Source organism: Atopobium minutum 10063974 (genome assembly GCF_000364325.1).
GTDB lineage: Bacteria > Actinomycetota > Coriobacteriia > Coriobacteriales > Atopobiaceae > Atopobium > Atopobium minutum.
In genome coordinates this window covers 943,985-967,815 of sequence record NZ_KB822533.1, presented here as the reverse complement: position 1 = coordinate 967,815, position 23,831 = coordinate 943,985, and the positions used below count along the sequence as shown (strand labels likewise).

The window sequence follows — 23,831 nt, the reverse complement described above, 5'->3', positions numbered from 1 at the left end:
GCCCATGGGAATTCTTATTGGTTGTGAAAAAATATCTCATGAATGGCCTGGTAAAAAGGTTTTTTCTGATCAGACGCTGGGAATTACCGAGGGCGATCGCATAGGCATTGTGGGTAAAAACGGCTATGGTAAATCCACACTGCTGCAGCTCATTGCTCATGAACTTAAGCCTGATGCAGGCAAGATTACCTGGCGTGGTGGCGTAAGTGTTGGCTACCTAAGCCAAAAAGATGCCCTTGACGATGCGCTAACCATACATCAAGCGGTGGTAGGGGAGATGCCTGATTATGAATGGGCATCCAATCCAGCTATCCGTGAGATTATCGCTGCACTTTTGTCCGATATGGACTGGGAAACCTTGGTGGGTACACTTTCTGGTGGTCAACGCAGGCGAGTGGATTTGGCACGAGTGTTGATTGGCAACTGGGATGTTTTGCTCATGGACGAGCCTACCAATCACCTTGATATGGCCGCTATTAGCTGGCTTGCCGCTCATCTCAAGCGCCGCTGGCAAACAGGTCAGGGAGCGCTGCTGGTAGTTACTCATGACCGTTGGTTTTTGGACGAAGTATGCCTGAGCATGTGGGAAGTCCATGACGGTGTGGTAGATCCATTTGAGGGTGGTTATTCTGCCTATATTCAGCAGCGTGTAGAGCGTCAACGCCAGGAAGCGGTAAGTGAAGAGCGCCGTCAAAACATGCTGCGCAAAGAGCTTAACTGGTTAGCACATGGCGCTAAGGCGCGAACCTCTAAACCAAAGTTTAGAATTGATGCCGCAATGGAACTTATCGCCAATGATCCTCCACTGCGCAATCCCTTAGAGCTCAAGCATTTAGCAGTGGCGCGCTTAGGCAAGATGGTCATAGAGATGAAAAACGCCGGGTTTTCATATGCTGATGCCGATAAACCCGTTATAGAGCAGGTAGATTGGCTGGTTGGTCCTGGTGATCGCTGGGGCATTTTAGGCGAGAATGGCGCTGGTAAAACGACGCTTCTCAAACTCATGACGGGAACCATACAGCCAACACAGGGCAGTATACGCATCGGAAAAAGCGTACAGTTTGGCTTTTTGACACAAAATATGGATGCCTTGGCAGATAAACAAACGTGGCGCGTACGCGAGGTACTGGGTCAGTATAAAAACAGCTATTACATTGATGGCAAGACGTATTCCCCGGAGCGTTTGCTGGAGCGTCTTGGCTTTGATACGCGGGAGCTTATGAGCCGTGTATGTGACCTTTCCGGTGGGCAAGCGCGCAGACTTGCAATTATGTGCGTACTGTTGGAAGAGCCCAACGTACTGGTATTGGATGAGCCGGGCAATGACTTGGACACCGATATGCTGACCATTCTTGAGGATCTTCTCGACAGCTGGCCCGGGTCGATGCTGGTGGTTACCCATGATCGCTATTTGATGGAGCGTGTAACAGATAATCAGTTTGCCCTCATTGATGGACACATACGCCATGTACCTGGTGGCGTAGCTGAGTATCTTCAGCTGCTGGCTGCGCATACGCCTGTTCGTACAAGTAACACTGTGACAAAGCCTCAGGATGCTCAACAGGGTTCTGCTGAGCAGACCAAGACAAGCACAGCGAGGCCCTGTCCCTCTGGAGTGAAAAAACGTTCCAATGCGGAGCTGCGTGAGCTGCGCAAGCGTCATGACTCTGTGGAACGTAAGCTCGCTACTGCATCTGAAAAGTCTCATCAGATTGTTGAAGCAATGCATCAGGCAGATCCAACGGACTTTGCCAAGCTCCAAGCCTTACAAGAGGAGCTAGAACAAGCACAGGCAAGGGTAGAGGAACTGGAAACGCAGTGGCTTGAGCTTGAAGAGCTATTGGAGGAGCAGCGCAATGCGTAGGCTTCTGCAACAATTTATGAAACCCTACACTTCAAAAGCTATTTTGGGCATTCTTACCAAAATGGTTGAGGTTGTGTTTGAGGTGCTCACACCGCTTGTGATAGCGCGCATGATTGACCATGGCGTACATACCCATAATGTAGCTGCGGTTATAGGCCTGGGTGCCTTGCTTTTGCTCTTTGCCGCGGTAAGTTATTGCTTTACCTTGATATGCCAAAAGTGTGCTTCTGTCTGTAGCCAGGGTATCGGTACGGACATTCGTAATGCCTTATATGAACATATTTCACAGTTCTCTGCTGCCGAGCTTGATTTTTTTGGTACACCTTCACTGGTTACCCGTCTTACCAATGACGTAAATCAAATCCAACTTGGCATTGCTCTAGGCATACGTCAGCTCACACGCTGGCCCTTGTTAGCAATCGGCTCTATCATTGCCTGTTTTTCTTTAAACGTTGCGTTTGGTGCTGTGGCGCTGATAAGTACGGTACTCGTAAGCGTCATTTTCTTTGTTATTATGCGTGCGTCAATTCCATTTTATAAGGATATGCAGAACAAATTAGATACGGTTTCTCAAATTACGCGAGAAGCCCTTTCAGGCGTGCGTGTTATCCGCGCATTCAGAAAAGATGCCTATGAATCCAAGCGTTTCTCGGCAGCTGCACAAAACCAAGCACAAATAGCCATTGGCGTAGGTAAACTGAGTGCACTGCTTAATCCCGCTACGTTTTTTGTCATGTATAGTGCGATCCTTATCATTTTGTGGATTTCAGCAGTATGGATTTCGGGAGACACACTTCCGGGCAGCACGCTAACACAAGGCCAGGTTATTGCCTGTGTTTCCTACATGACTACAACGCTGATCTCCATAGGATATTTGGCTAATTTGGTCATTGTTTTCTTGCGTGCCTGGGCTTCTTCCATGCGTATAGCCGAGGTGCTGGACACCCACCTGAGCATTACGGTACCCAGCACCCGCGTAGAACTTGATTGCACCGCAGCTGCTCTACGCTTTGAAAACGTAAACTTTAGCTATAACGCAGCCACGCATGACGAAGCGCTTGCACTGCATGACGTAAGTTTTTCCATTCAGGCTGGTCAGACCCTGGGTATCATTGGTGGTACCGGATCTGGTAAATCCAGTCTGGCACAACTCATATGCCGCCTATACGATATGACCAGTGGTTCTATTAGTTTGTTTGGCACCGATATTCAAGCCTATCCGCTCCAACAGCTTCATGAACTCGTAGGATATGTGCCTCAAAAGACTTCATTGATAAGTGGCACCATTCGTTCCAACTTACTGTGGAGAAATCCTGCGGCAACAGATGAGCAGCTTTGGGATGCGCTCACTGTGGCTCAAGCGCAAGAATTTGTTGCACAAAAACCTAATCAGCTGGACAGCGTGGTAGAAGCTGGAGGAAAAAACTTTTCTGGAGGACAGCGCCAGCGCCTAACCATTGCACGTAGTTTGGTGCAGATGCCACGCATAGTGGTGTTGGATGATGCAGCCTCTGCATTGGACTTTGCAACGGACGCTCGGCTCCGTGCAGCACTTGCCAACCTGGGTGAGGAGGTAACAAGCATTATTATTTCTCAGCGCGTCAGCGCCGTTATGCATGCTGATGCCATTTTAGTGCTTGATCATGGACGTGTTGCCGGTTTGGGAGACCATGAAACGCTTTTGCGAGACTGTCCAATCTACCGGGAGATTTGTTTGTCTCAGTTAAGCAAAGAGGAGGTGTAGCGCAGATGGCAAATGCATATACTGGTGCCGGCGGAGGAGCGGCGGTTATCTCTACCATTCGTAATACCGATCCCAAGCAACCGCACGACAACGCTTACCAACTTGATGCCAGCTCCTATTCGGTCAAACAGGTCTTGTGGTGGATTTTCTCGGTTATAAAACCTCATATATGGCTGGTTTTGATAGCGTTTGTTGCAAGCGCTGGATCGGTTGTCTTGCAGCTTTATGTTCCCATTCTTATTGGACGAGGCATAGATTTGCTTGTTGGCGCTAGTGTCGTATTGTACAAACCAATGCTTACCCTCTTGCAGCAAAGTGCCTTTGTCATGGCTGGTGCTGCACTGTTACAGTGGGTTGCCAGCTACAGTACCAATAGGCTGTCTTACACAACCGTGCGAGACCTGCGTACCCTGGCATATGACAAGTTTAATACCCTTCCTTTATCATATATTGATTCTCATGCTCATGGTGATTTGCTTTCTCGCATTACCAATGACGTTGATCAGCTGGGTGACGGCTTGCTTCAGGGACTCAGCCAGTTCTTTACGGGAATGGTAACTATCGTTGGTACGCTGGTTTTTATGTTTAGTATCTCTATTCCCGTAGGACTTATTGTGATACTTATCACTCCGCTGTCCATTGTGGCGGCAAGCCTTATTGCGCGTTTCTCGGCACGATATTTTGCGGGCGCTCAGCAACTGCAGGGTAATCTTGGTGGCTATGCAGAGGAGTTCATTGGTAATCAAAACCTGGTTGCCGCATTTGGCTATCAAACAGCAGCACAAAAGCAGTTTGGCCATATTAATCAAGATCTATACGTTGCAGGGGAGAAAGCGCAGTTTATAAGCTCACTTTCCAATCCCAGCACACGTTTGGTTAACAACATCACCTATGCCGTGGTGGCTGTGGTAGGCGTTGTCTGCATGCTTACTGGTGTGCCATCCGTCCTTACCGCTGGTCAGGTGCAAAGTTTTTTGGCGTACTCCAACCAATATATGAAACCCTTTAATGAGATCTCTGCTGTAGTAACACAAATTCAAACGGCTTTTGCATCTGCGCGACGAATTCTTGCGCTTCTTGATGCTCCAGAAAGCACCGAGAATCCTCATGCACAGCCATTGCCTACCAGCAAAAAGGGTGAAATTGAGTTTAAAAACGTATCCTTTTCCTACACGCGCGAGAAACCCTTTTTGCATGATCTCAGTTTCCATGTGCTACCAGGACAAACCGTTGCATTGGTTGGACCAACGGGCTGTGGCAAAACTACGCTCATCAACCTACTTTTGCGCTTTTACGATCCCGTTAGCGGGCAAATTGTGGTAAATGGTCAGGACATTACAAAGACCACGCGAGAAAGTCTCCGGGAGGCTTTTGGCATGGTTTTACAGGATACCTGGCTGTTTAAGGGAACGATTAAACAAAACATTGCCTATGGTAAAGCTGATGCAACGACCGAGCAAATCATACAGGCTGCCAAAATGGCTCATGCACACAAGTTCATCCAGCAGCTTCCAAAAGGCTACGATACGCTGATTGATGAAGAGGGTGGCCTGTTAAGCCAAGGTCAACGCCAGCTGTTGTGCATCGCTCGTGTTATGTTGGCAGATCCTTCCATTTTGCTGTTGGATGAGGCTACCAGCTCTATTGATACCCGTACCGAACGACAAGTACAGGATGCCTTTGATTGCATGATGCAGGGTCGTACGTCACTTGTGGTAGCACATCGTCTCTCTACGATCCGCAATGCCGACTGCATTTTAGTTATCAACAACGGCACAATCATCGAGCGCGGCACCCACGATGACCTTCTTTCTCAAGATGGATTTTATGCCACGTTGTATCAGAGCCAGTTTGAAAATGCGTAAAAGAACTGCAGTTCAAAAGCCTTGTTAGTTTGCATTGCTACCAGCAACGAACGCATATGCATACGATGGTGCTAGATAAAGGGTTGCATACGTTTTTGTAGCAGTTTTGTAGCAAAGGAGTACCGCTATGCTCAGCACCAATATCAAGATGCTTCGTAAAACACAGGGCTTATCGCAAGAAGAACTTGCTTTGAAGCTTCATGTCGTACGACAGACCGTTTCTAAATGGGAAAAGGGACTCTCTGTTCCTGATGCGGATATGCTACTAGTACTTGCAGAAGTGCTGGATACATCCGTAAGCACCTTGCTTGGTGAGGATATTCCAGAACAACAAGCAGATGAACTTAAAACGCTTGCCACTAAATTGGAGCTAATCAATCAACAGCTTGCAGACCAAAAACACGATCGACAAAAGCGTCTTCAAATTGCGCTTATCGCTCTGTGCACCCTTGTGGTACTGCTCTTTATTTTCTTTATAACGCTTGATGGTTCCTATCTCAACTGGGATTCTGCAGATCCAGAGCTGATGATTGTAGCTGTTGGACTGCATGCGCTTGAGTGGGTGTTTGTAAGAATTGCCCCGCTCGTACTCGTGCTGACACTGTATGGTTTGTATCGTCTACGTTCCCATAGGTAACTACCTGAGAACTACCTGAGAACTACCTGTAGCACCCAAGCCTGACCATCAGGCCCACAGACGTTGCGGTCACCACAAACAAAGAGTCTAGCTAACAAAAAAGCCAGGCGAGAAAACCCGTCTGGCTTCCTATGTTACTGGTCGGGTGGACTGGATTCGAACCAGCGACCCCTTGACCCCCAGTCAAGTGCGCTACCAAACTGCGCCACCACCCGTAAAGATATGCTCATTGAGCACGAGGAATAACTTACCATTCATCAGAGATGCTTTCAAGCAAAACTTTTGTTTTAACTCAAAAACTTCTCTCATTACACGGAGGCTTCACGCCATACACTTTACAATCTTAGGGAGTATGTGCGCTTTATCAAAGAGGCGTTTTTAGACGATTGATAGGGTAGGATTAATCCGTGTTTATCGCTACACAGGTATCTGTCATTCAAACTTTGCAAGGGTAGTGCATGGTCCAGAATCGCCACATAAAAGAACGTGTTAAGAACGACCTTAAAAATAAGGCTGACCATGATGCGTTAACTGCACAACAGACCGGTAATACCACCAGTCCCGTTGGTACACCAGATAATCCCAGCACCCGCATTGTTACGCTTGCAAATGCTATTACCTTTACGCGTTTGATTTTTACGCTTATCTTTCTCTACCTTTTTGTGACACATGAGAATCGCTATCTTGCGCTCATTTTTTATGTCACCGCGGCGCTTACAGATTTTGTCGATGGTCAAGTAGCCCGTCGTACTCAAACGGTCAGCTGGGTTGGCAAGATTATGGATCCTATTATGGATCGTGTGCTGCTTTTTACGGGTGTTTTGGGCTTAGTCCTTACCAATGAGTTGCCCCTCTGGACTGCAATTTTTGTCATTGGTCGAGATACCTATCTTGCTATTGGTGCCCAAATCGTACAAAAGTATCGGCGACGCCCGGTAGATGTTATCTTTATTGGCAAGATAACCACCGCACTGCTTATGTTTGGTTTTAGTGATCTGCTCTTGGGACTTCCCATGCTAAAAGGCATGCATCTTGTGAGCATAAACTGGTTGCCGCTTCTTAACGAGACACCCGCGCCACTTGGCATGCTTGCCGTGTATATAGGTGTGGTTTGTTCTCTTATTACAGCTATTATGTACACCAAAACCGGCGTTTCCATCATTCGTTCAGCTCGTTCAGATCAAAAGGACTCAGTATCACATGTGTAGGGCAAAACAGTTTCTTACTTCGGTTCTTGTTGTTGCCGTTATCATAAGCGTTAGTCTCACACCGCTTACCAGCGCTTTTGCTGCAGAGGCCTCCACATCTGATGAACCTCAGCTTTCTGAAGCTCAAGCTGCCATAATTGCTGATGCTTCTGGACAGACACTGTGGTCAAAAAATGAGGATATGCAGATGAGCCTAGCATCTGTAACCAAAATTATGACTGCTATGGTGGCCTTGGATTCCGGAATAGATCTCAATGCAAGCTATACCATGACTGCTGTAGATCTTGGTCCCTATTCTCAAACCGCTGGATACAAAGAAAATGATCAGGCTACTTTTTCTGATCTGCTTGATGTCATGCTGGTTTTCTCGGCTAACGATGCTGCTACAGAGATTGCACGTATTGTAGCTGGTCATGAGGATAAATTTGTTGAGCTCATGAACAAAAAGGCACAAGAGCTTGGCATGACACACACGCATTTTACTAACGTACATGGACTGGAGGATGCGGGAAAGCACTATTCCTCCGTTCATGACATGGTAATCATGGGGCGCTATGCGCTGCTGCATTATCCACTCATTGCTCAGGTCGTTACCAAACGCTCGGTAACCGTTTCTATTAATAACCAAAACAAAACGTTTGAGTCAACCGATCAGCTCATGGAAACATATAAGGGTCTTTTGGGCATCAAAACCGGTTCCGTTGAGTCTGGCACCACCTTTTTAGCGGCTGCTCAGCGTAGAGGCGTGCGCCTGTATGCTGCCGTGCTCGGCTGCCAAACAAATGATGGTCGTTTTGCAGATAGTGCAGCCCTTCTGGACTGGGGTTTTTCTCACATGCAGGAACAAACGCTCGCAACACAGGATACCGTCGTGCGCTGGGCACCGTTTGCTTACAACTTTAGCTTTAAGTGTCCCATCTATACGTCTGAAGCAACGGGTGCGGTTTTTGACGGTGCAACCCTTTCATATGATTCATGGCAGTATCGTACCAATACCTTAGTGACCGCTCAGGATGCTTATGGTGTCACTCGCTGGTACCAAGGGGAGCGTACGGTTGCGATTTGTTCCTACTACGCAGGTACCCCGGTGCTGGGCGTACCCTCATACGACATCTTTACAACACCTTCCTTCTACCATGCCTAAGGACACCCTATGAACCTTGATAAGGAGCACCTGCTGCTTGGCGGCGTAATGGCTCAACGATATAGAACTCAGGTAGTTTTGCACTACCATTCCACTTCTGACGAGAAAACTGCGCTACTTCAATCCTGTGGTCTTACCCATCTTTCCGATCTGGGCATGATGCTTGTACGTGGCTCAGATGCACCACAGCTTATACAGGCTGCTATAGCCTGTGAATTACCTGCGGTGGGATCCTGTGCGTACGGGGCTGTTCTCTCTGGCGATGCTGCTTTGCTCAGTGTTCCTTTGGTAGTTCGTACCGGAGATACTGAGTTTTTACTTGTAGATGGCTCTTCTCGCTTTGAGCTGCTCTTTGAATGGATCTCATGGCTGTCTTGTGTGGAGCAAGACGGCATTGCTCCTTATGCAAACACGTCGGTGAGCAATGAATCTTCTGCCCTGGTTCCTTTGCAGCTTGCTGGTCCACAAGCAGGCGCTGTGCTATCTGATTATGTAGAACAAGCCACTTACCTGCCCAAGATGCACTGTGTGGCTAACCTTACTCTCGACACTACACTGAGCATTGTTTTGCATAACAGTCTTGCTCAACAAGATTGTTATACGGTGCTGCTTCCACCAGCTGCTGCTCCAGTATTTTGGAGAAGCTTTTTGTCTTTTGCAGAGGTTAAACCTGTGGGCTACGATGTGATACAAGAGCTGGAACGTAAACAAAATCCCTGGACAAGCGCGCTATCTCATTCTGATCGTATAAGCGCCACCCGCAGTATGCTTACAGATTGGCATATTTGCAGAACTTCAGATGATTTTATCGGCGCTCGTGCGCTTGCTCAGTAAGAGCCACAGTTCTTATTACATACGTCCATATGCCTCAATGTACTTCAAGGAGCCTTAAGTAAGGGTCTGCTTGAGCTTGAGGAAAACTTCTCTCTAAAGGTAAAGGTAGCTAGAGGGAATATCTACTTGAGCTTAAGGGAGTCTATTTGAGGAAACATACCGTCTGGCATAAAGTTTAGGTATAGATTGAACATATTCCAATTAAGACGGGTACAATTGTAGACATCATACTTTTTAAGGAGCATACGATGGCACAAGGATTTACCACCCCAGAGGATGGGGACGCAACTAAAATGTTTCGCATTCCTTCTCAGGATGCCACTATGCCCGATCTGATGGGTACGCGCACTATCGTTAACCCCTCTTTGAGCATTGTAAAAGGTCCACAAGCAGGCATGTCGTTTGAGCTGGATCAAGACTCCATCACCATTGGTCGTGATCCTTCTAATAGCGTCTTTCTCAACGATATGACGGTGTCGCGTCATCATGCCCGTATTGACCTGTCCAATATCGCCTCTGGATTTGCCACAATTGAGGATCTAAGCTCTCTTAATGGTACTTGGGTAAACGGCGCTATTGTGTCTCAGGCACAAATCTGCGACGGTGCCTCCATCCAAATTGGTACGTTTTACATGGTGTTCCATAGCAATACTTCCGTATAGCAAGGTAGATACTCATGCCAGACGCTGGTTATTTAACGATTGGAAAGCTTGTAAAAAAGCTCCAGGATACCTATCCTGACCTCACTGTGTCTAAGGTTCGCTATTTGGAGGATGAGGGACTGCTTAATCCTTCTCGCACTCCTGGTGGCTATAGGCTGTACTCTGCACGCGATGCTAAGCGCTTAGAGGATATTTTATATTTGCAAAAGAATCGTTTTTTGCCCTTGTCTGTGATCAAAGAAGAGCTCAAACACTCTGAGTATATTGCCATGCAACCAAGCGAGAAAAACATTGAGTTGCGCTTTGATATTGATGATGAGCAAACCGTCAATCGCTTGCATCCCATTGATCGCATGCCTGATCTTTTGGGCGTCTCGGTAAGTTTTGTGCGCCAGTTAGCAGAGGCAGGCATCATTGCCTTTAAGCGATCCCCCCATGGGAGAGATCTTGTTGATGGACATGATTTTGCGATCATTCGTATTGCATCGCAGCTGGGCCGCTACAATATTGGACCAAAAAATTTGCGCCAATATGTAACCGCTGCAAATCGTGAGTCTACCATGTTTGAACAAGCACTTATCGCTTATGGCAAGGCACGCCAAAACAGTGATGAAGAGCGCCAGGCGGCGTTTGACGCGGCTTTTGATCAGATGCTTGCGCTTACCAATGCGCTCAGAAGCACGCTTATACGGAAATCCGTCACAAATAGAACAAATGGTGTCTACACCAGTTAAGTTCAAGTACACTTAATCAGGCTGTGCATTCAGTGAAAGGAACAACTGTGTCTAATTTTGCTTATGAAAACCTCATTGTAGATATTCCTGACTATCCAGAGCCTGGTGTTATCTTCAAAGATGTTACTCCGCTCTTTGCGGATCCTCAGGGTTTATCGGCAGCGGTAGATGCCATTGCTACTCACTTTATGGGGAAGGGTATTACCAAGGTTGTTGGCGCAGAAGCTCGCGGGTTTTTGATTGGCGCTCCTGTGGCATATCGTTTGGGCGCAGGTTTTGTTCCTGCTCGTAAGCCTGGTAAACTGCCTCGTGAAGTCTATTCGCAACCATATGCCTTGGAATACGGTACCGATGAGCTGCAAATCCACAAGGATGCACTCAATGCCCATGATAAAGTCCTGATCGTAGATGATCTTGTGGCCACGGGCGGTACCTGCGTTGCAAGCGGCAAGCTTGTCGAGAAAACTGGTGCTGAGGTAGAAGGGTTTGCCTTCTTGCTTGAGTTGGCCTTCCTTAAGCCCCGTGAGGTTGTACAGAAAGATTTTGATAAAGAGATCTTCTCGCTTATTACGGTGGATTAAGTATCCCCACAGACTATCCATGTATGTGAACGCTACTTCATGTTTTGTGAAGTAGCGTTTTTTGTTGTGTGGCAAAGGGTATAGTAAACAGCATGCGTTTTTCACGCAACGAAAGGTTATGGTATGTTCAACAAAAATATAGCTGTCTCGGCTAGTCTTGTTGTAGCTCTTTCTTTCCAGGCATATATGCCTACCCTTGCTTTAGCCGAGCCCACCACACAAGAGCAGGCGCTCAACAAGCTACAGTCCCTTGGTGCAGAGCTTGATTCCATCCAAAGTGAGCTGGATACTAAGACTGCGCAGATGGAAGATACACAGGTAGAAATCGATAAAACCCAAGCTCAGATTGGCGAGACCACTCAAAAGCTTGATGTAGCAAAGCAAACGCTTGCAAAACTTACCCGTTCAAACTATAAAACTGGTAGCGGTTCTGTTTTGGATGTCATTCTTGAATCTTCAAGTTTTGAAGACCTTGCTAATCGTATGTACTATATGAATAAGGCCTCTAAAGAAAATGTAGACGCTATTGCAGCAGTACAGCAATTAAGCTCTGATCTTGCTACTCAAAATCAGTCGCTTGAAGCTCGTAAACAGTCACTTGAGGCTTCTATTACCTCTACACAGGCTAAACTTGCCGACTATCAACAAAAGGTTGATGAGGCTCAAGCTTACTTCAACTCTTTGGATGAGCAGACTCAACAACAGGTTGAGAGTAAGGCTCAAGCTGCAGATGAGGCTGCAAGTTCTAGCTCTGGTCAAGCTTCAAGCTCAACTCAAAACTCTTCTGTATCTACAGTAGTACATGCCATCAAGAACAATACTTCGAGCTCTAGTTCAAGCTCAAGCTCAAACTCTTCTTCTACGAGCAGCTCTACAAGTTCTCAATCCAGCACGACTAAGAGCACTAGCACAAACAGTTCAAGCACACAAAATAACAGCTCAAAAACTACTACTCAATCTAAACCTAAAGAGACGTATAACAGCTATTCTGGTGCTGGCATTGAGTCCGCACGCTCTTTGATTGGTGTTATGTATAAATGGGGCGGCTCTGACCCTAATCGAGATGGTGGCGTAGACTGCTCTGGCTTGGTTGTTTACTCCTATGGCACACGTCGTGGACGTACCACCTATGAGATGATCAGCTCGCTTAAGGCTTCTGGAGATTGGAAAACCAGCATTTCCGAATTGAATCCTGGCGACCTTATCTTTACTTCTTCTGGCCATGTAGGTATTTATCTTGGCAATAATAGGATGATTCATGCACCAGCAGAGGGACGTAGGGTAACCGAAACCACGGTCTGGGCCTTTTATGGCGGTGGCTCCTACTAACATATCTAAAAATATGCTGAGTTTATAAGTGCTAAGACGTTGTTTGATTACAAGCAACGTCTTTTTGTTATTGTAGAAAAGTAGACTACAAGGAAAAGAGGTATGTGAGTACGCAAGCAGACACAAGAACAGCTGTAGAGCGGAGGCTTTCCCGTAGTTTTAGGCTCAAAATCGTTGGTAAAGGTGCCCTTGTTGGCCTTTTTGCAGGCGCTCTTGTCACACTCTACCGACTTGCTCTGAGCAATGCCGAGAAGCTCTTGCGCTTTATTACGACAGCTATTGCACAAAACTACGCCCTTATTGCCCTTTGGTTTGGAATACTTGTTCTTCTTGCTCTTGTCGTCTCTTTGTTGGTGCGGTGGGAACCATATACGGCAAGCTCTGGCATTCCTCAAACTCAGGCCGATGTTGCAGGACATTATAATTTGCCTTGGCATAAGATTATTGTTGCAAAGTTTATTGAAGGCACGCTGGTAGCATTTGCAGGCCTTTCTATGGGCCGAGAAGGTCCTTCTGTTCAACTTGGTGGAATGGCTGGCAAAGGTGTTGCAAGGTTTTTCAAAACCAAAAGGGGAGAAGAGCATATTTTAGTTACCTGCGGTGCGGCATCTGGTATGGCAGCAGCATTTCACGCACCGCTTACAGGTATTGTATTTGCACTGGAAGAGATGCAAAAGATCTTCTCGGCACCACTTATTACAGCGGTTATGGCAGCAGCTGTTACCTCTGACTTCTTTGTATCCCAAGTACTGGGCGTAAAGCCTGTATTATCGCTTCATTTTGTAAGCCATTTGCCTCATATTGATTATATCATTGTTATAATCATGGGTATCTGCCTGGGAGTGCTTGGTGCACTGCATAATGTTGGTATGTTTTTTGCGCAAGACCTCTATACAAAACTTACCTATAAGGCACCTTTTAGTCGCTATCTTATTCCATTTTTAGCGGCTGGAGTAGTGGCATTTACGGTACCAGCATTGCTCGATGGTGGAGACGCACTTTTTGAGATTATTCAAGACCCGTACGTTGAGCCCTTAACACTGTTAGTAGCGCTCCTTATTGGCAAATATTTCCTCACAACTCTTGCTTTTGGTTCTGGCGTGCCGGGTGGAACATTGTTTCCACTGGTAGTTATGGGTGCATTAGCTGGAACAATCTTTGGTAGGGTAGTTACAGAAATGACTGGTGTCAGCTACGCCTATGTTACCAATTACATCGCTTTGGGCATTGCGGGACTTTTTGCAGGCGTTATTAGAGCTCCTATCACCGGTGTGGTGTTGGTATTTGAGCTCACTGGCAGCTTTAGCTCGCTTTTGTCGGCTGTGCTGGTCTCCATCGTTGCATATCTTGTAGCAGATCAGATGAATGTTGACGCTTTTTACGAGCATCTCTTTGCCAAAATGCTTGGTCGTCACAATAGAGATGACTACGATTCTCGGATTCATTCCTCTGAGAAGCTCTTGAGAAGTCATATTGTCTCTACCAATAGTATGGCGGCACATAAACTCATTAGTGAGATATCCTGGCCCGAATCTACCTTGGTTGTATCTATTGATCGAGCGGGAACTGAGCTTATTCCGTCTGGACACACGCGCATTGAGCCACTTGATCGACTCATAGTATTAATGGACGAGAAAACCGAAACGGATTCACAGCGTAAGCTTCGTGCCATTTGTGCTGAAGATTATGTACCTGATCAAAGTGGCGATATCTAATAGAGGCGCTGAGCTCAAACAGCCACATACAGAATTTGAAACTTACGCGTATGAGGGAAGTACTGGATCATCCTGAACGGTATTCTTGATATGTTTTTAGTTTACATAAGATATATTATCGTATTTTTAGGGACAAGCAGATAGACTTAGTCCCATAATAAGGTAAAGACTGCTGGACTACGCACTCTCTTTTGATAACAAAACAAGCCAATAGTCTCTAAGAACGGCTATTGGCTTGAAACATCTTAGCTATATATGAACCAAACAACTACTGTAAGATTAGTACCTCGCTGTAGACTCTTACGCACCTTAGCAGTCTACAGGAATACCCAAAAACGATGATGCACTTGTCGCTGCAATTGCACCATCTGCAGCAGCCGTAATAATCTGACGCAACGGTGTTGCACGAACATCTCCCGCAACAAAAAGACCTTCAGTCTTGGTGGCCATGTGCTCATCGGTAATGATTGCACCATTAGCTACCTTATCTACAAGGTCTCCCAAAACCTCAGATGCAGGCTGCTGTCCCACAAAAACAAAGATACCAAAGGAACCCTCATCGAATTTCTCGGTCGTTTGCTCGCCTGTAACGTTGTTACGGAAAGTTACTTCATTGAGCAGTTGATTGCCGTCAACCTTGACTATAGAAGTTTGATACCTAATGTTTACCTTCTCATTTTCCTCAAGGCGTTTAATCAATGCAGGCTGTGCCCTGAAATGATCTTTGCGAACCACCATGGTTACCTTATCTGCAAAGCGTGTGAGGAATAAGGCGTCCTCCACTGCAGTATTGCCACCACCAATAGCAAAAACATGCTTACCACGATAAAACATACCATCACAGGTACCACAATATGAAACACCACGGCCGGCAAATTTTTCCTCATTTTCAAAACCAGCATGACGAGGCGTTGCGCCAGTAGCAAAAATTACAGCCTTAGCCGTATAGCTTGCTGAACCGCCGACAATAGTAAAAATGCCAGATGCTTGATCTTTCTCGATAGAAACAATGTTGTCCATCACAATTTGAGCGCCCAGATCACGAGCCTGTTTTTCCATAAGATCCATCAGCTCAAAGCCAGTGGTATTGGGAACTCCTGGATAATTATCAATCTCATTGGTAGTAATAACTTGCCCACCAATAGTTGTTTGCTCGATAGTAATGGCATCAAGCATTGCACGTGTTGCATATATTGAAGCAGAGAGACCTGCGGGGCCAGAGCCAATTATAACTAGATCATGATATTCGGTAGTTGCCATAGTAGTTCCTTTGTAAGCATTCGTATCTATACGATCCTTCTTCTACCCCACTTTTAGTAGAATTAAGTTGTACACAATTTATTCATGAGATTGCTGCGCTCCTCTTCCCCTTTTAAAGAAGAGGCCCGGAATCCCGAGCCTCTTCTTAGCTTGACTATAGTTTTTAGGTGCACTTAGTTACATTTAACGCATAAGGAAGTAAACCAAGAATGCGAGGGCAGCAACCCACATCATGGGTTTAACCTTCTTTGCATTACCTGTTACCAGTGAGATAACGACATAAGAGATAAAGCCCATGCCAATGCCATCAGAGATGGAATAGGTCATACATACACCGGCAACAATCATAAATGCAGGGAAACCATCAAGGATGTTAGACCAGTCAATTTCTGTGCATTCAGTCATCATGAGATAACCAACGTAAACCAAAGCACCACAGGTAGCAGCAGTACTTACAACAGAAATAAGCGGAGCAAAGAACGCAGCCAAAATAAAGAGGACACCAGTTGCGATAGAGGTTAAGCCAGAACGACCACCATCTGCAGCACCTGCCGTAGATTCGATAAAGGTGGTGATGGAAGAGGCACCAAAGAAACCACCCATAGCAGCAGCACAGGAGTCAACAATCAAAATCTCTTTGATGTTCTCTACATTACCATCCTTGGTAAGGAACTCACCGGGTTTTGCAACCGCAAGAGCCGTTCCCATGGTGTCAAAGAAGTCAGACATCATAAGAGAAAATGCAAAAATAAGAAGGCTGGGACTGGTTAAAACCTTAACAATGCCCATAACACCCTGTGCGTCAGATTGGAACGGTGCTCCAAAGGTAGAAAAATCAAGGCCAGAGACAATCCCGGTGGGTGCCATGGTTACCCCTAAAGGAATACCTGCTACAACGGCTACCAAAATGCCCAGTAAGATTGAACCATTGATATTAAGTGCAGAGAAAACCAGAGTGGCTATGATTGCAATCATACCAACCTGAAAAGATGCACTGTGGATGTCACCAAAACTCACAATGGTACCCGCACCAGGGACAATAATACCGGCATTTACAAGGCCAATCATGGCAATAAACAGGCCAAGACCTACAGAAATAGCATGACGTAAAGAAACGGGAATTGCATCCATGATCTTCTCGCGTAGACCCGCAAGAACCAAAACCAAAATTGCAACGCCTTCAACAAAAATAATTGCCATAGCAGCATGCCAGTCGCCACCAGTAATACCGGTTGCAGCAGAAGCAATCATGGCATTTACGCCCAGACCAGAGGCGCAGGCTAAGGGTCGGTTAGCGAACAAGCCCATTAAAATGGTCATGACACCTGCACCAACACACGTGGCAGTAACAAGTGCATTCATTGGAATAGAAGCCAGAAGAGGTACCTCTGGATTACCCAAAATAGCTGGGTTAACTGCAATGATGTAAGCCATTGCAAGGAAGATAGTAAGACCAGCTCGCAGCTCTTGTCCTACTGACGTTCCCCTCTCTTCCAAGTGAAAGAACTTTTCCATTGAAAATTACCCTCTCTACGTCAAAAAGACGGACAATAAAAGCCTGTAACAGGCTATTCCACAGCGTTAGTTAACGCCGCTAGAACCAAATCCACCAGTTCCACGATCCGTTGCATCCAACTCGTCTACTTCAGAAAGGGTAACTACAGGAATCTGCTGAATAACTAATTGAGCAATGCGCTCTCCGCGTTCGATATGAATAGGATTGGTGCTATCAAGATTAATAGCACACACCTTGAGCTCACCACGATAATGCGCATCAATAAGACCAGGGGTATTAACCATAGACAGACCCTCACGCAAGGCTAAACCGCTGCGAGGCTGTACAAAGCCAGCATAGCCATCTGGAATAGCAATTGCCAAACCAGTAGCAATAAGACGACGCTCAAACGGTTGAAGAGTCACCGTTTCATTAGCGCGTAAATCAAGGCCGGCATCTCCCTCATACGCATAGGCAGGCAACTCAACAGTTGGATCAAGCTTTTTGATAGCTAACGTAATGTGATTAACGCTCATCAGAAAGGCTCCTCAGCTCATTACTAAATTCTTCGAGGTCTTTGAAGTCACGATAGACTGATGCAAAACGAACATAGGCAACCTTATCTAAAGAAAGAAGCTTCTTTAAAACAAGACTGCCTAACTCAGAAGACTGGATCTCTGTTTTGCCAGTGTCACGAATTTCTGACTCAATCTTATCGATAAATTCATTGAGTTGATCGGTAGAAATATTACGCTTTACCGTAGCGGCAATAAGGCCTCGCATGAGTTTTTGACGATCAAATGGCTCACAAATACTATTACGCTTAATAACGGTAAGGGGCGTTTCTTCACGACGCTCATACGTAGTAAAACGATGATGGCACTTTTCACACTCTCGCCTTCGACGAATAGCATCGTTATCGGATGAACGTGAATCTACCACGCGTGACTCTTCATGGCCACACTTTGGACAACGCATGGGCATATCCTTTTTATCTTTACAAGTGATTTTAGATACAAGGACGATAGCATAAAAAGCCTGTGAAACGCTATATAGTTGTCAATTTACAGGTACAAACACAAGCAAAACAAAAGAATTTACTGCACGAGAGGAACGGTCAATTTTTGACCGATAGTTAGCATTGAATCAGACAAATTATTTTTGTTAGAGATGTAGCTCGCAACATCTTTTGTAGAGTGCCCCTCAACGCCATGAGATGCTGCAATAGACCAAAGAGACTCTCCTGGTTGCACATAAATCTCTGTTGTTTGAATAGAGTCAAAGCCAGTACTACGCTGCCACGCTGCCGTACTATCAATAAACATGACCGCAGCGATAAGTATAACAGCGATGATGCTTGCCATACGGATAGCAAGCTGGGTATGAACGACTTTCTGACTTTTAGATTGAGGCTTTTGTACAGACGAAGCTCCATCAGAATCTAGTGCACTAAGGCCGCCTTCATAGACGGTAAACTGAATAACTTCAGGTTGACGAGCAGCACAGCCATCGGAGCTATAGCGTATATATTCACGTCCAGTTTTCATATCCCTCTCCTCTTTCTTGTGTCTTCTGAGTCATTTATAGAGGAGTGCTCAGACAGTATTGGATTTAGAACAAGTGTTCTTATACTTAAGTATCTACGAACATATGTTCTTGTCAAGTAAAAACGAACAAATGTTTGCATATTTTTTAGAACAGAGGTAGTATCTTTTTATACCTACAAGGAGGATGAAATGGCTACAGCAAAGCTCAGCGCGCGTCAACAGCAGATATATGACTATATTTGTGTCTATTCTCAAACGCATGGCTTTCCGCCTTCAGTTCGTGAAATTGGGCGTGCCGTTGGTCTCGCATCACCTTCCACTGTTCATATGCATTTGAAATACCTTGAAGATAACGGCTTTATCCATCGAGACTCTAAGAAGCCGCGTGCAATCGGTGTTGTAACGGAGCAAGAAGATACACAGCCTACACCAGCAGCCCATTCAAAGCTGGCCACGGTATCGCTTGATGTTAATAACAATCTCATTTCTCTTCCTGTTGTAGGAAGAGTTGCTGCTGGGCAGCCAATTTTAGCCGAGCAAAATGTAGAAGAAAACCTCTCTTTACCTACAAGCATTGTTGGTGATTACAGCTCATTTATTTTGCGTGTTCACGGTGATTCAATGATTAATGCCGGTATCTTTGACGGAGACTTTATTGTAGTAAAAGAGCAGGCAGATGCCCATAACGGAGAGATTGTTGTTGCGCTTATTGATGATTCTGCAACGGTAAAAACCTTTTATCGTGAGAAGTACCGCGTTCGTCTACAACCAGAAAATGACACCATGGATCCCATTTATGTCAAAAATCCTAAGATTTTAGGCAGGGTAACCGCACTTATTCGTTCTATCTCCTAATGAAAAAGGTCCAGACTCAAAGAGTTCATGGCTTTGATGTTCTCAGGGGCATTGCTGTTGTATCTATGGTGTTCTTTCACCTTTGCTACGACCTAACAAGCTTCTCTCCTCTTGCACTGCCTTGGTTTGATGGATTACTTGAAGACCTCTGGCGTAATAGCATTTCATGGACTTTTTTAGGCATTGCAGGCTGCATGGCATGCTATTCAAAAAACAATATCAAACGTTCTTGCAAACTTTTACTGCTCGCATTCATTATTTATTTTGTCACCAGTATTGTTGCTGTAGATACGCCCATTAACTTTGGAATTATATACTGCCTTGGCGTATCTACACTTTTAGCTGGGATTATTCAACATTGCAAGATTAAAATCAACGGATATAAGCTAGGCGCGCTGCGCATTGTAGTATTTTTCTGTCTACTTCCTCTTTCAAGTGGTTATATAGACATACTTGGCATGAGACTTATGCTTCCTTCTCAGCTGTACTCCACTCCATACTTTAGCTGGCTTGGACTACCAGGACCTGGATTTGCCTCGGGCGATTATTACCCTTTACTCCCTTATGGCCTTATCTATTTTGCAGCATGGTCTTTTTGCACTGCTTGGCAAAAAACTGGAATCCCAAGCTGGTTTATCAATATGCAATGCAAGCCACTAGAGCTTGTCGGCCGGCATGCTTTGCTGATATACGTCTTACATCAGCCGCTGCTCTTAGGATTAGTACAACTCCTGTTCTTATGAGTTTGCAACAATCTTGTACGGCGTAAGGGTCTGCTCCATACGTGTGGCAACGCTTACGGTGGCGAGAAGGCCTTGCTCGGTATACTCTTCTCGGATAACTTGCGCCTGCTCATGAATCATTTTGAGCAAGATGCCCTTATCGTAGGGAATCCTAACGGTAATAACGCTATTTCCTGCAGATGCTTCTTTGGCAATGCGATACAAAAGACCATCCAGATTAGTCTTTTGAGCAGCAGAAACAAACTCTGCTTTGGGAAACGTAAACCTCAGCGTACGCTTGAGCTCTGGTGAAATTAAATCGCATTTGTTCAGAGCCACAATATACGGAATATCCTGCGCATCAATTTGCTGCAGCACTTCGTCAACAGCTTGTAGCTGTTTTATGAGATGGACATCGCTCGCGTCTGCCACTTTTACTATGAGATCTGCGGCCTTAACTTCTGCAAGCGTTGAATTGAAGGACTCAACTAAGGTAGTAGGCAATTTTTGGATAAAGCCTACCGTATCTGTCAGGGTAATCTTCCTACCTTCAGATAAGTCAAGAGAGCGCGTTGTTGGATCCAGCGTGGCAAACAATTCATCCTGCGCATAGACCTCTGCGCCGGTTAACGCATTAAGCAGTGTTGACTTACCTGCATTGGTATAACCCACTAATGCCACACGCCATACTCCAGACTCCCAGCGCGCTTTACTTTGTGTGGCACGACGCACATCTAAATGTGCAAGCGCTTCCTTGAGCATGCCAATACGTTTTCTCACCAAACGACGATCTACCTCAAGCTGGCTTTCTCCCTGTCCAAAACGGCTGCCAATGCCTCCTCGGGTTTGTTCGCCTACCAAGTGACTCCACATACCACGCAGACGTGGATACAGATATTGCAGCTGAGCAAGCTGCACTTGAAGACGCCCTTCACGCGTTTTAGCATGAACACCAAAGATATCCAAGATAAGGGCTGTGCGGTCAATGACCTTAGTGGGCTCTCCAATGATCTTCTCGAGATTTGACTGCTGAGAAGGGCTAAGCTCATCGTCAAAAATGACAACGTCTGCCTCAAGACGCTTAACCATACTTACAAGTTCTTGTGCCTTGCCGGATCCAATAAAGGTCTTTGAAACAGGATGGTCAAGCCTTTGTGTAAGGCGCCCAACAACCTTTGCTCCATCGGTTTGAGCAAGGCGCTCCAGCTCAGACAAGGACTCATCAATGCTCCACTCCCCTTTTCCAAAATCTACGCCGACCAAAATCGCACGTTCTGCTACCGGCGCAGTTGAAAGCGGTTTAAAGCGCTGAGGTTTAGCCATAGTACTACCGATCTTGCTTCCATTGTTCGATCGAGCTTGTAATGAACGTAACAGCTTCTTGCTGCGTCATGTCGTCCAAAGAAACCCAAATGGTTCTTTTGTCACGCTTAAGCCAAGAAAGCTGACGCTTTGCATAGTGCCTGGTATGAAGCTTGATCAAAGCGCGCGCCTCATCCGGTGAGATACGCCCTTCAAGTGCATCAATAATCTCTTTATACCCAATTGCCTTATGAGCCGTCTGAGCATTGCAAAGACCTTGCTTAAGAAGCGCGCGCACTTCATCCACAAGACCCTGCTCAAACATACAGTCAACGCGCGTATCAATTCGAGCATACAGTTCTTCTCGATTGTGCGTAAGACCAAAGATCAACACGGGATAGTGCGCCTTTCTTTGAAGAAGCCCACTATGGATTGAGGCATACGACAAGCCCTGATCATGCAGCTCTAACGCACGTATAACACGACGCATGTTGTTGGGGTGTATTTCATGAGCGCTCTGGGAGTCTTTTTGACACAACAGTTCATATAGCGCCGCAGGGCCTTGCTCTTCTAAAAACCGTGTATAGTGCTCACGAGAAGCGCTTTGTATGTCGCCAGCAGGAAACTCCATCTCATCGATGACAGCATCGAGATACAACCCCGTACCACCGCATAAAATGGGCTGACGACCCTCACGTAAAAGTGCATCAACACAGCGACGTGCCTGCTTTTGGAACAAGTCAACTGAATAGTTTTGATTAACGTCACACACATCCACCATTTGCAGTTCTACCCGGCGCTGCTCAGGCGGGGTTTTTGCGGTACCAATATCCATACCCCTATAGACTTGCATAGCATCTACAGAAATGACTGGAACGCAAAAATGCTCCGCCAATACCTCAGCAAGAGCACTTTTCCCAGATGCCGTTGGCCCAACTATGCAGACAACGGGAGTTGTCATCGCACGGCACCAATCAGAGGCCCGCGCAGATACCAAGTACGCGCCTCATCCACACGCACATCTACAATCTTGCCGATAAGATCCTGGGCTTGCATGGTATTGGGCACCGAGAAGTGTACGGTTTGATTTTTGCGGCTGTGGCCCACCATAACGTTCTCATCAGACTTAGAACGACCCTCCACAAGCACTTCAGAGACCGTATGAAGGTCAGCTTGGTTAGACGCATATGAAAGCGTGCTCACCAACTGGGCAAGGCGCTCAAAACGTTCCTGAATTACCTCATGAGGAGTAGAATCAACGATTTTCTCGGCAGGAGTACCTGGACGCTTAGAATAAATGAAGGTAAACGCCGAAGAAAATCCAATCTCTTTTACCAAAGAAAGTGTTTGCTCAAAGTCCTCTTCGGTCTCGCCGGGAAAACCAACGATAATGTCTGTGGAAAGCGCAATATCGGGCATGGTGGCACGAAGGTTGTCCACTAAGTGCAAAAAGTCTTCACGAGTATAATGGCGATTCATCTTACGCAGTACCTTGGTAGAGCCACTTTGTACCGCCAGATGAAGATGCGGCATAACCGCTGGAGTTTCTGCCATAGCAGCAATGGTATCGCTGGACAAATCCTTGGGGTGCGAGGAGGTAAAGCGCAGGCGCTCAATGCCTGTATTGCCCACACGGCGCAGCAGCTCCGCAAAGCGAGGCTTGCCATAACGATTGCGCCCATATGAGTTGACGTTTTGACCAAGCAGGGTAATCTCGCGAACGCCATCGTGCACGAGGTGCTCTGCTTCTATAACAATGTCCTCCATGTCACGACTGTTTTCTCGGCCACGTACGTACGGGACAATACAATAACTGCAGAAATTATTACAGCCCGTCATAATGGGCAGCCAGGCGTGGAATGACTGCGCGCGATTACTGGGAAGCTCTGTCGAGAAATTCTTGTAGGACTCTTCTGTATCGGCATAGATCGTGCTGTTGCTTTGGGAGTTGAACGCCTCAACAAGCAAGTGAGGTAAATTCTGAATGGCCTGGGTGCCAAAAACGACGTCTACATTGGGAATGTTGTTGCGCAGATTCTCACCGTCACGCTGGGCAATGCATCCACCAACCGCAACAACGCGCTTGCCAGCCGCAGGAACCGGGGCACTTACCAAGGAAGAAACCTGACCATACAGGCGCGTATCGGCCTTCTCACGCACACAACAGGTCATAAAGACGTTTGTATCGGCTTCCTCCATTGAAGGTGCTTCATTCATGCCAATAGAATCCAAAAGACCAGAGACGCGCTCTGAGTCATGCAGGTTCATCTGGCAGCCAAAGGTCTTAATAGAGTAGGTTTTGCCCACAAGAACAGGAAAATCAGCCATTAAAA

Annotated in this window: 22 protein-coding genes and 1 tRNA gene; 14 read left to right on the top strand and 9 right to left on the bottom strand. The window is 46.2% G+C overall.

Features of this window, described 5'->3' with window-relative positions:
* The first annotated feature begins 4 nt into the window (after positions 1-4).
* The 4 genes from HMPREF1091_RS04435 (at position 5) to HMPREF1091_RS04420 (ending at position 6,110) form a co-directional block, all read left to right on the top strand.
* A complete protein-coding gene (locus tag HMPREF1091_RS04435; RefSeq protein WP_002563636.1) occupies positions 5-1,864 on the top strand; it encodes an ABC-F family ATP-binding cassette domain-containing protein in 1,860 nt (619 codons plus the stop codon).
* Positions 1,857-3,608: an ABC transporter ATP-binding protein gene (locus HMPREF1091_RS04430; protein WP_002563635.1), complete on the top strand. Its 1,752-nt coding sequence runs from the start codon at positions 1,857-1,859 to the stop codon at positions 3,606-3,608. The genes HMPREF1091_RS04435 and HMPREF1091_RS04430 overlap by 8 nt, the downstream gene beginning before the upstream one ends.
* A 5-nt stretch (positions 3,609-3,613) precedes the next feature.
* Complete coding sequence (locus HMPREF1091_RS04425) at positions 3,614-5,473, top strand: ABC transporter ATP-binding protein (protein WP_002563634.1); 1,860 nt, start codon at positions 3,614-3,616, stop codon at positions 5,471-5,473.
* A gap of 127 nt (positions 5,474-5,600) precedes the next feature.
* On the top strand, positions 5,601-6,110 hold the full coding sequence (locus tag HMPREF1091_RS04420) for a helix-turn-helix domain-containing protein (RefSeq protein ID WP_002563633.1): 510 nt from the start codon (positions 5,601-5,603) through the stop codon (positions 6,108-6,110).
* 138 nt (positions 6,111-6,248) lie between these two features.
* On the opposite strand, the gene HMPREF1091_RS04415 is transcribed toward HMPREF1091_RS04420, so the two are convergent.
* Positions 6,249-6,325: transfer RNA gene (locus tag HMPREF1091_RS04415), tRNA-Pro, on the bottom strand.
* Positions 6,326-6,568: 243 nt separating this feature from the next.
* Between HMPREF1091_RS04415 and HMPREF1091_RS04410 the strand changes: the two genes are divergently transcribed.
* From HMPREF1091_RS04410 to HMPREF1091_RS04375, 8 genes are all read left to right on the top strand, one after another.
* Positions 6,569-7,318 (top strand): CDP-alcohol phosphatidyltransferase family protein, encoded by a 750-nt coding sequence (locus HMPREF1091_RS04410; protein WP_002563632.1) that lies wholly within the window; start codon positions 6,569-6,571, stop codon positions 7,316-7,318.
* Positions 7,311-8,462: a D-alanyl-D-alanine carboxypeptidase family protein gene (locus HMPREF1091_RS04405; RefSeq protein ID WP_002563631.1), complete on the top strand. Its 1,152-nt coding sequence runs from the start codon at positions 7,311-7,313 to the stop codon at positions 8,460-8,462. Before HMPREF1091_RS04410 ends, HMPREF1091_RS04405 begins: the two co-directional genes overlap by 8 nt.
* 9 nt (positions 8,463-8,471) lie before the next feature.
* A complete protein-coding gene (locus HMPREF1091_RS04400; protein WP_002563630.1) occupies positions 8,472-9,296 on the top strand; it encodes an aminomethyltransferase family protein in 825 nt (274 codons plus the stop codon).
* 248 nt (positions 9,297-9,544) lie between these two features.
* Positions 9,545-9,958 carry an FHA domain-containing protein gene (locus HMPREF1091_RS04395; RefSeq protein WP_002563629.1) on the top strand — a complete coding sequence of 138 codons (414 nt, stop codon included), beginning with the start codon at positions 9,545-9,547 and terminating at the stop codon, positions 9,956-9,958.
* A gap of 14 nt (positions 9,959-9,972) precedes the next feature.
* Entirely contained in the window at positions 9,973-10,692 is a 720-nt protein-coding gene (gene ftsR / locus HMPREF1091_RS04390; RefSeq protein ID WP_002563628.1) for a transcriptional regulator FtsR, read from the top strand.
* Between the two features lie 47 nt (positions 10,693-10,739).
* The gene (locus tag HMPREF1091_RS04385) at positions 10,740-11,273 is read left to right on the top strand and encodes an adenine phosphoribosyltransferase (RefSeq protein ID WP_002563627.1); all 534 of its coding nucleotides are present in this window, start codon (positions 10,740-10,742) and stop codon (positions 11,271-11,273) included.
* Positions 11,274-11,396: 123 nt separating this feature from the next.
* Positions 11,397-12,602 carry a C40 family peptidase gene (locus HMPREF1091_RS04380; protein ID WP_002563626.1) on the top strand — a complete coding sequence of 402 codons (1,206 nt, stop codon included), beginning with the start codon at positions 11,397-11,399 and terminating at the stop codon, positions 12,600-12,602.
* Between the two features lie 104 nt (positions 12,603-12,706).
* Complete coding sequence (locus tag HMPREF1091_RS04375; RefSeq protein ID WP_002563625.1) at positions 12,707-14,317, top strand: ClC family H(+)/Cl(-) exchange transporter; 1,611 nt, start codon at positions 12,707-12,709, stop codon at positions 14,315-14,317.
* Between the two features lie 309 nt (positions 14,318-14,626).
* Here the strand turns inward: HMPREF1091_RS04375 and trxB are convergent, their stop codons facing one another.
* From trxB to HMPREF1091_RS08050, 5 genes are all read right to left on the bottom strand, one after another.
* A complete protein-coding gene (trxB, locus tag HMPREF1091_RS04370; RefSeq protein ID WP_002563624.1) occupies positions 14,627-15,577 on the bottom strand; it encodes a thioredoxin-disulfide reductase in 951 nt (316 codons plus the stop codon).
* Between the two features lie 183 nt (positions 15,578-15,760).
* Entirely contained in the window at positions 15,761-17,092 is a 1,332-nt protein-coding gene (locus tag HMPREF1091_RS04365; protein ID WP_002563623.1) for an NCS2 family permease, read from the bottom strand.
* A 66-nt stretch (positions 17,093-17,158) separates the two neighbouring features.
* Positions 17,159-17,608, bottom strand: a complete 450-nt coding sequence (gene dut, locus HMPREF1091_RS04360) for a dUTP diphosphatase (protein ID WP_002563622.1) — start codon at positions 17,606-17,608, stop codon at positions 17,159-17,161.
* Complete coding sequence (gene nrdR, locus HMPREF1091_RS04355; protein WP_002563621.1) at positions 17,598-18,050, bottom strand: transcriptional regulator NrdR; 453 nt, start codon at positions 18,048-18,050, stop codon at positions 17,598-17,600. The genes dut and nrdR overlap by 11 nt, the downstream gene beginning before the upstream one ends.
* A 119-nt stretch (positions 18,051-18,169) precedes the next feature.
* Positions 18,170-18,619 (bottom strand): LysM peptidoglycan-binding domain-containing protein, encoded by a 450-nt coding sequence (locus tag HMPREF1091_RS08050; RefSeq protein WP_002563620.1) that lies wholly within the window; start codon positions 18,617-18,619, stop codon positions 18,170-18,172.
* A 189-nt stretch (positions 18,620-18,808) separates the two neighbouring features.
* Between HMPREF1091_RS08050 and lexA the strand changes: the two genes are divergently transcribed.
* Both lexA and HMPREF1091_RS04340 read left to right on the top strand, forming a co-directional pair.
* The gene (gene lexA, locus HMPREF1091_RS04345) at positions 18,809-19,474 is read left to right on the top strand and encodes a transcriptional repressor LexA (RefSeq protein ID WP_002563619.1); all 666 of its coding nucleotides are present in this window, start codon (positions 18,809-18,811) and stop codon (positions 19,472-19,474) included.
* Entirely contained in the window at positions 19,474-20,217 is a 744-nt protein-coding gene (locus tag HMPREF1091_RS04340) for a heparan-alpha-glucosaminide N-acetyltransferase (protein ID WP_002563618.1), read from the top strand. The genes lexA and HMPREF1091_RS04340 overlap by 1 nt, the downstream gene beginning before the upstream one ends.
* On the opposite strand, the gene hflX is transcribed toward HMPREF1091_RS04340, so the two are convergent.
* Genes hflX through miaB form a run of 3 tightly spaced genes read right to left on the bottom strand, consistent with a single transcriptional unit; the run spans position 20,212 to position 23,826 of the window.
* Positions 20,212-21,519, bottom strand: coding sequence for a GTPase HflX (hflX, locus tag HMPREF1091_RS04335; protein ID WP_002563617.1), 1,308 nt, complete (start codon positions 21,517-21,519; stop codon positions 20,212-20,214). The genes HMPREF1091_RS04340 and hflX overlap by 6 nt on opposite strands.
* 4 nt (positions 21,520-21,523) lie before the next feature.
* On the bottom strand, positions 21,524-22,459 hold the full coding sequence (miaA, locus tag HMPREF1091_RS04330) for a tRNA (adenosine(37)-N6)-dimethylallyltransferase MiaA (protein WP_002563616.1): 936 nt from the start codon (positions 22,457-22,459) through the stop codon (positions 21,524-21,526).
* The gene (gene miaB / locus HMPREF1091_RS04325) at positions 22,456-23,826 is read right to left on the bottom strand and encodes a tRNA (N6-isopentenyl adenosine(37)-C2)-methylthiotransferase MiaB (RefSeq protein WP_002563615.1); all 1,371 of its coding nucleotides are present in this window, start codon (positions 23,824-23,826) and stop codon (positions 22,456-22,458) included. Before miaB ends, miaA begins: the two co-directional genes overlap by 4 nt.
* Positions 23,827-23,831: the final 5 nt, after the last annotated feature.

Coding starts and splice junctions, on each gene's coding strand:
- HMPREF1091_RS04435 (WP_002563636.1), top strand. CDS start 5: ATGGGAATTCTTATTGGTTGTGAAAAAATATCTCATGAATGGCCTGGT.
- HMPREF1091_RS04430 (WP_002563635.1), top strand. CDS start 1,857: ATGCGTAGGCTTCTGCAACAATTTATGAAACCCTACACTTCAAAAGCT.
- HMPREF1091_RS04425 (WP_002563634.1), top strand. CDS start 3,614: ATGGCAAATGCATATACTGGTGCCGGCGGAGGAGCGGCGGTTATCTCT.
- HMPREF1091_RS04420 (WP_002563633.1), top strand. CDS start 5,601: ATGCTCAGCACCAATATCAAGATGCTTCGTAAAACACAGGGCTTATCG.
- HMPREF1091_RS04410 (WP_002563632.1), top strand. CDS start 6,569: ATGGTCCAGAATCGCCACATAAAAGAACGTGTTAAGAACGACCTTAAA.
- HMPREF1091_RS04405 (WP_002563631.1), top strand. CDS start 7,311: ATGTGTAGGGCAAAACAGTTTCTTACTTCGGTTCTTGTTGTTGCCGTT.
- HMPREF1091_RS04400 (WP_002563630.1), top strand. CDS start 8,472: ATGAACCTTGATAAGGAGCACCTGCTGCTTGGCGGCGTAATGGCTCAA.
- HMPREF1091_RS04395 (WP_002563629.1), top strand. CDS start 9,545: ATGGCACAAGGATTTACCACCCCAGAGGATGGGGACGCAACTAAAATG.
- ftsR (WP_002563628.1), top strand. CDS start 9,973: ATGCCAGACGCTGGTTATTTAACGATTGGAAAGCTTGTAAAAAAGCTC.
- HMPREF1091_RS04380 (WP_002563626.1), top strand. CDS start 11,397: ATGTTCAACAAAAATATAGCTGTCTCGGCTAGTCTTGTTGTAGCTCTT.
- trxB (WP_002563624.1), bottom strand. CDS start 15,577: ATGGCAACTACCGAATATCATGATCTAGTTATAATTGGCTCTGGCCCC.
- HMPREF1091_RS04365 (WP_002563623.1), bottom strand. CDS start 17,092: ATGGAAAAGTTCTTTCACTTGGAAGAGAGGGGAACGTCAGTAGGACAA.
- dut (WP_002563622.1), bottom strand. CDS start 17,608: ATGAGCGTTAATCACATTACGTTAGCTATCAAAAAGCTTGATCCAACT.
- nrdR (WP_002563621.1), bottom strand. CDS start 18,050: ATGCGTTGTCCAAAGTGTGGCCATGAAGAGTCACGCGTGGTAGATTCA.
- HMPREF1091_RS08050 (WP_002563620.1), bottom strand. CDS start 18,619: ATGAAAACTGGACGTGAATATATACGCTATAGCTCCGATGGCTGTGCT.
- lexA (WP_002563619.1), top strand. CDS start 18,809: ATGGCTACAGCAAAGCTCAGCGCGCGTCAACAGCAGATATATGACTAT.
- HMPREF1091_RS04340 (WP_002563618.1), top strand. CDS start 19,474: ATGAAAAAGGTCCAGACTCAAAGAGTTCATGGCTTTGATGTTCTCAGG.
- hflX (WP_002563617.1), bottom strand. CDS start 21,519: ATGGCTAAACCTCAGCGCTTTAAACCGCTTTCAACTGCGCCGGTAGCA.
- miaA (WP_002563616.1), bottom strand. CDS start 22,459: ATGACAACTCCCGTTGTCTGCATAGTTGGGCCAACGGCATCTGGGAAA.
- miaB (WP_002563615.1), bottom strand. CDS start 23,826: ATGGCTGATTTTCCTGTTCTTGTGGGCAAAACCTACTCTATTAAGACC.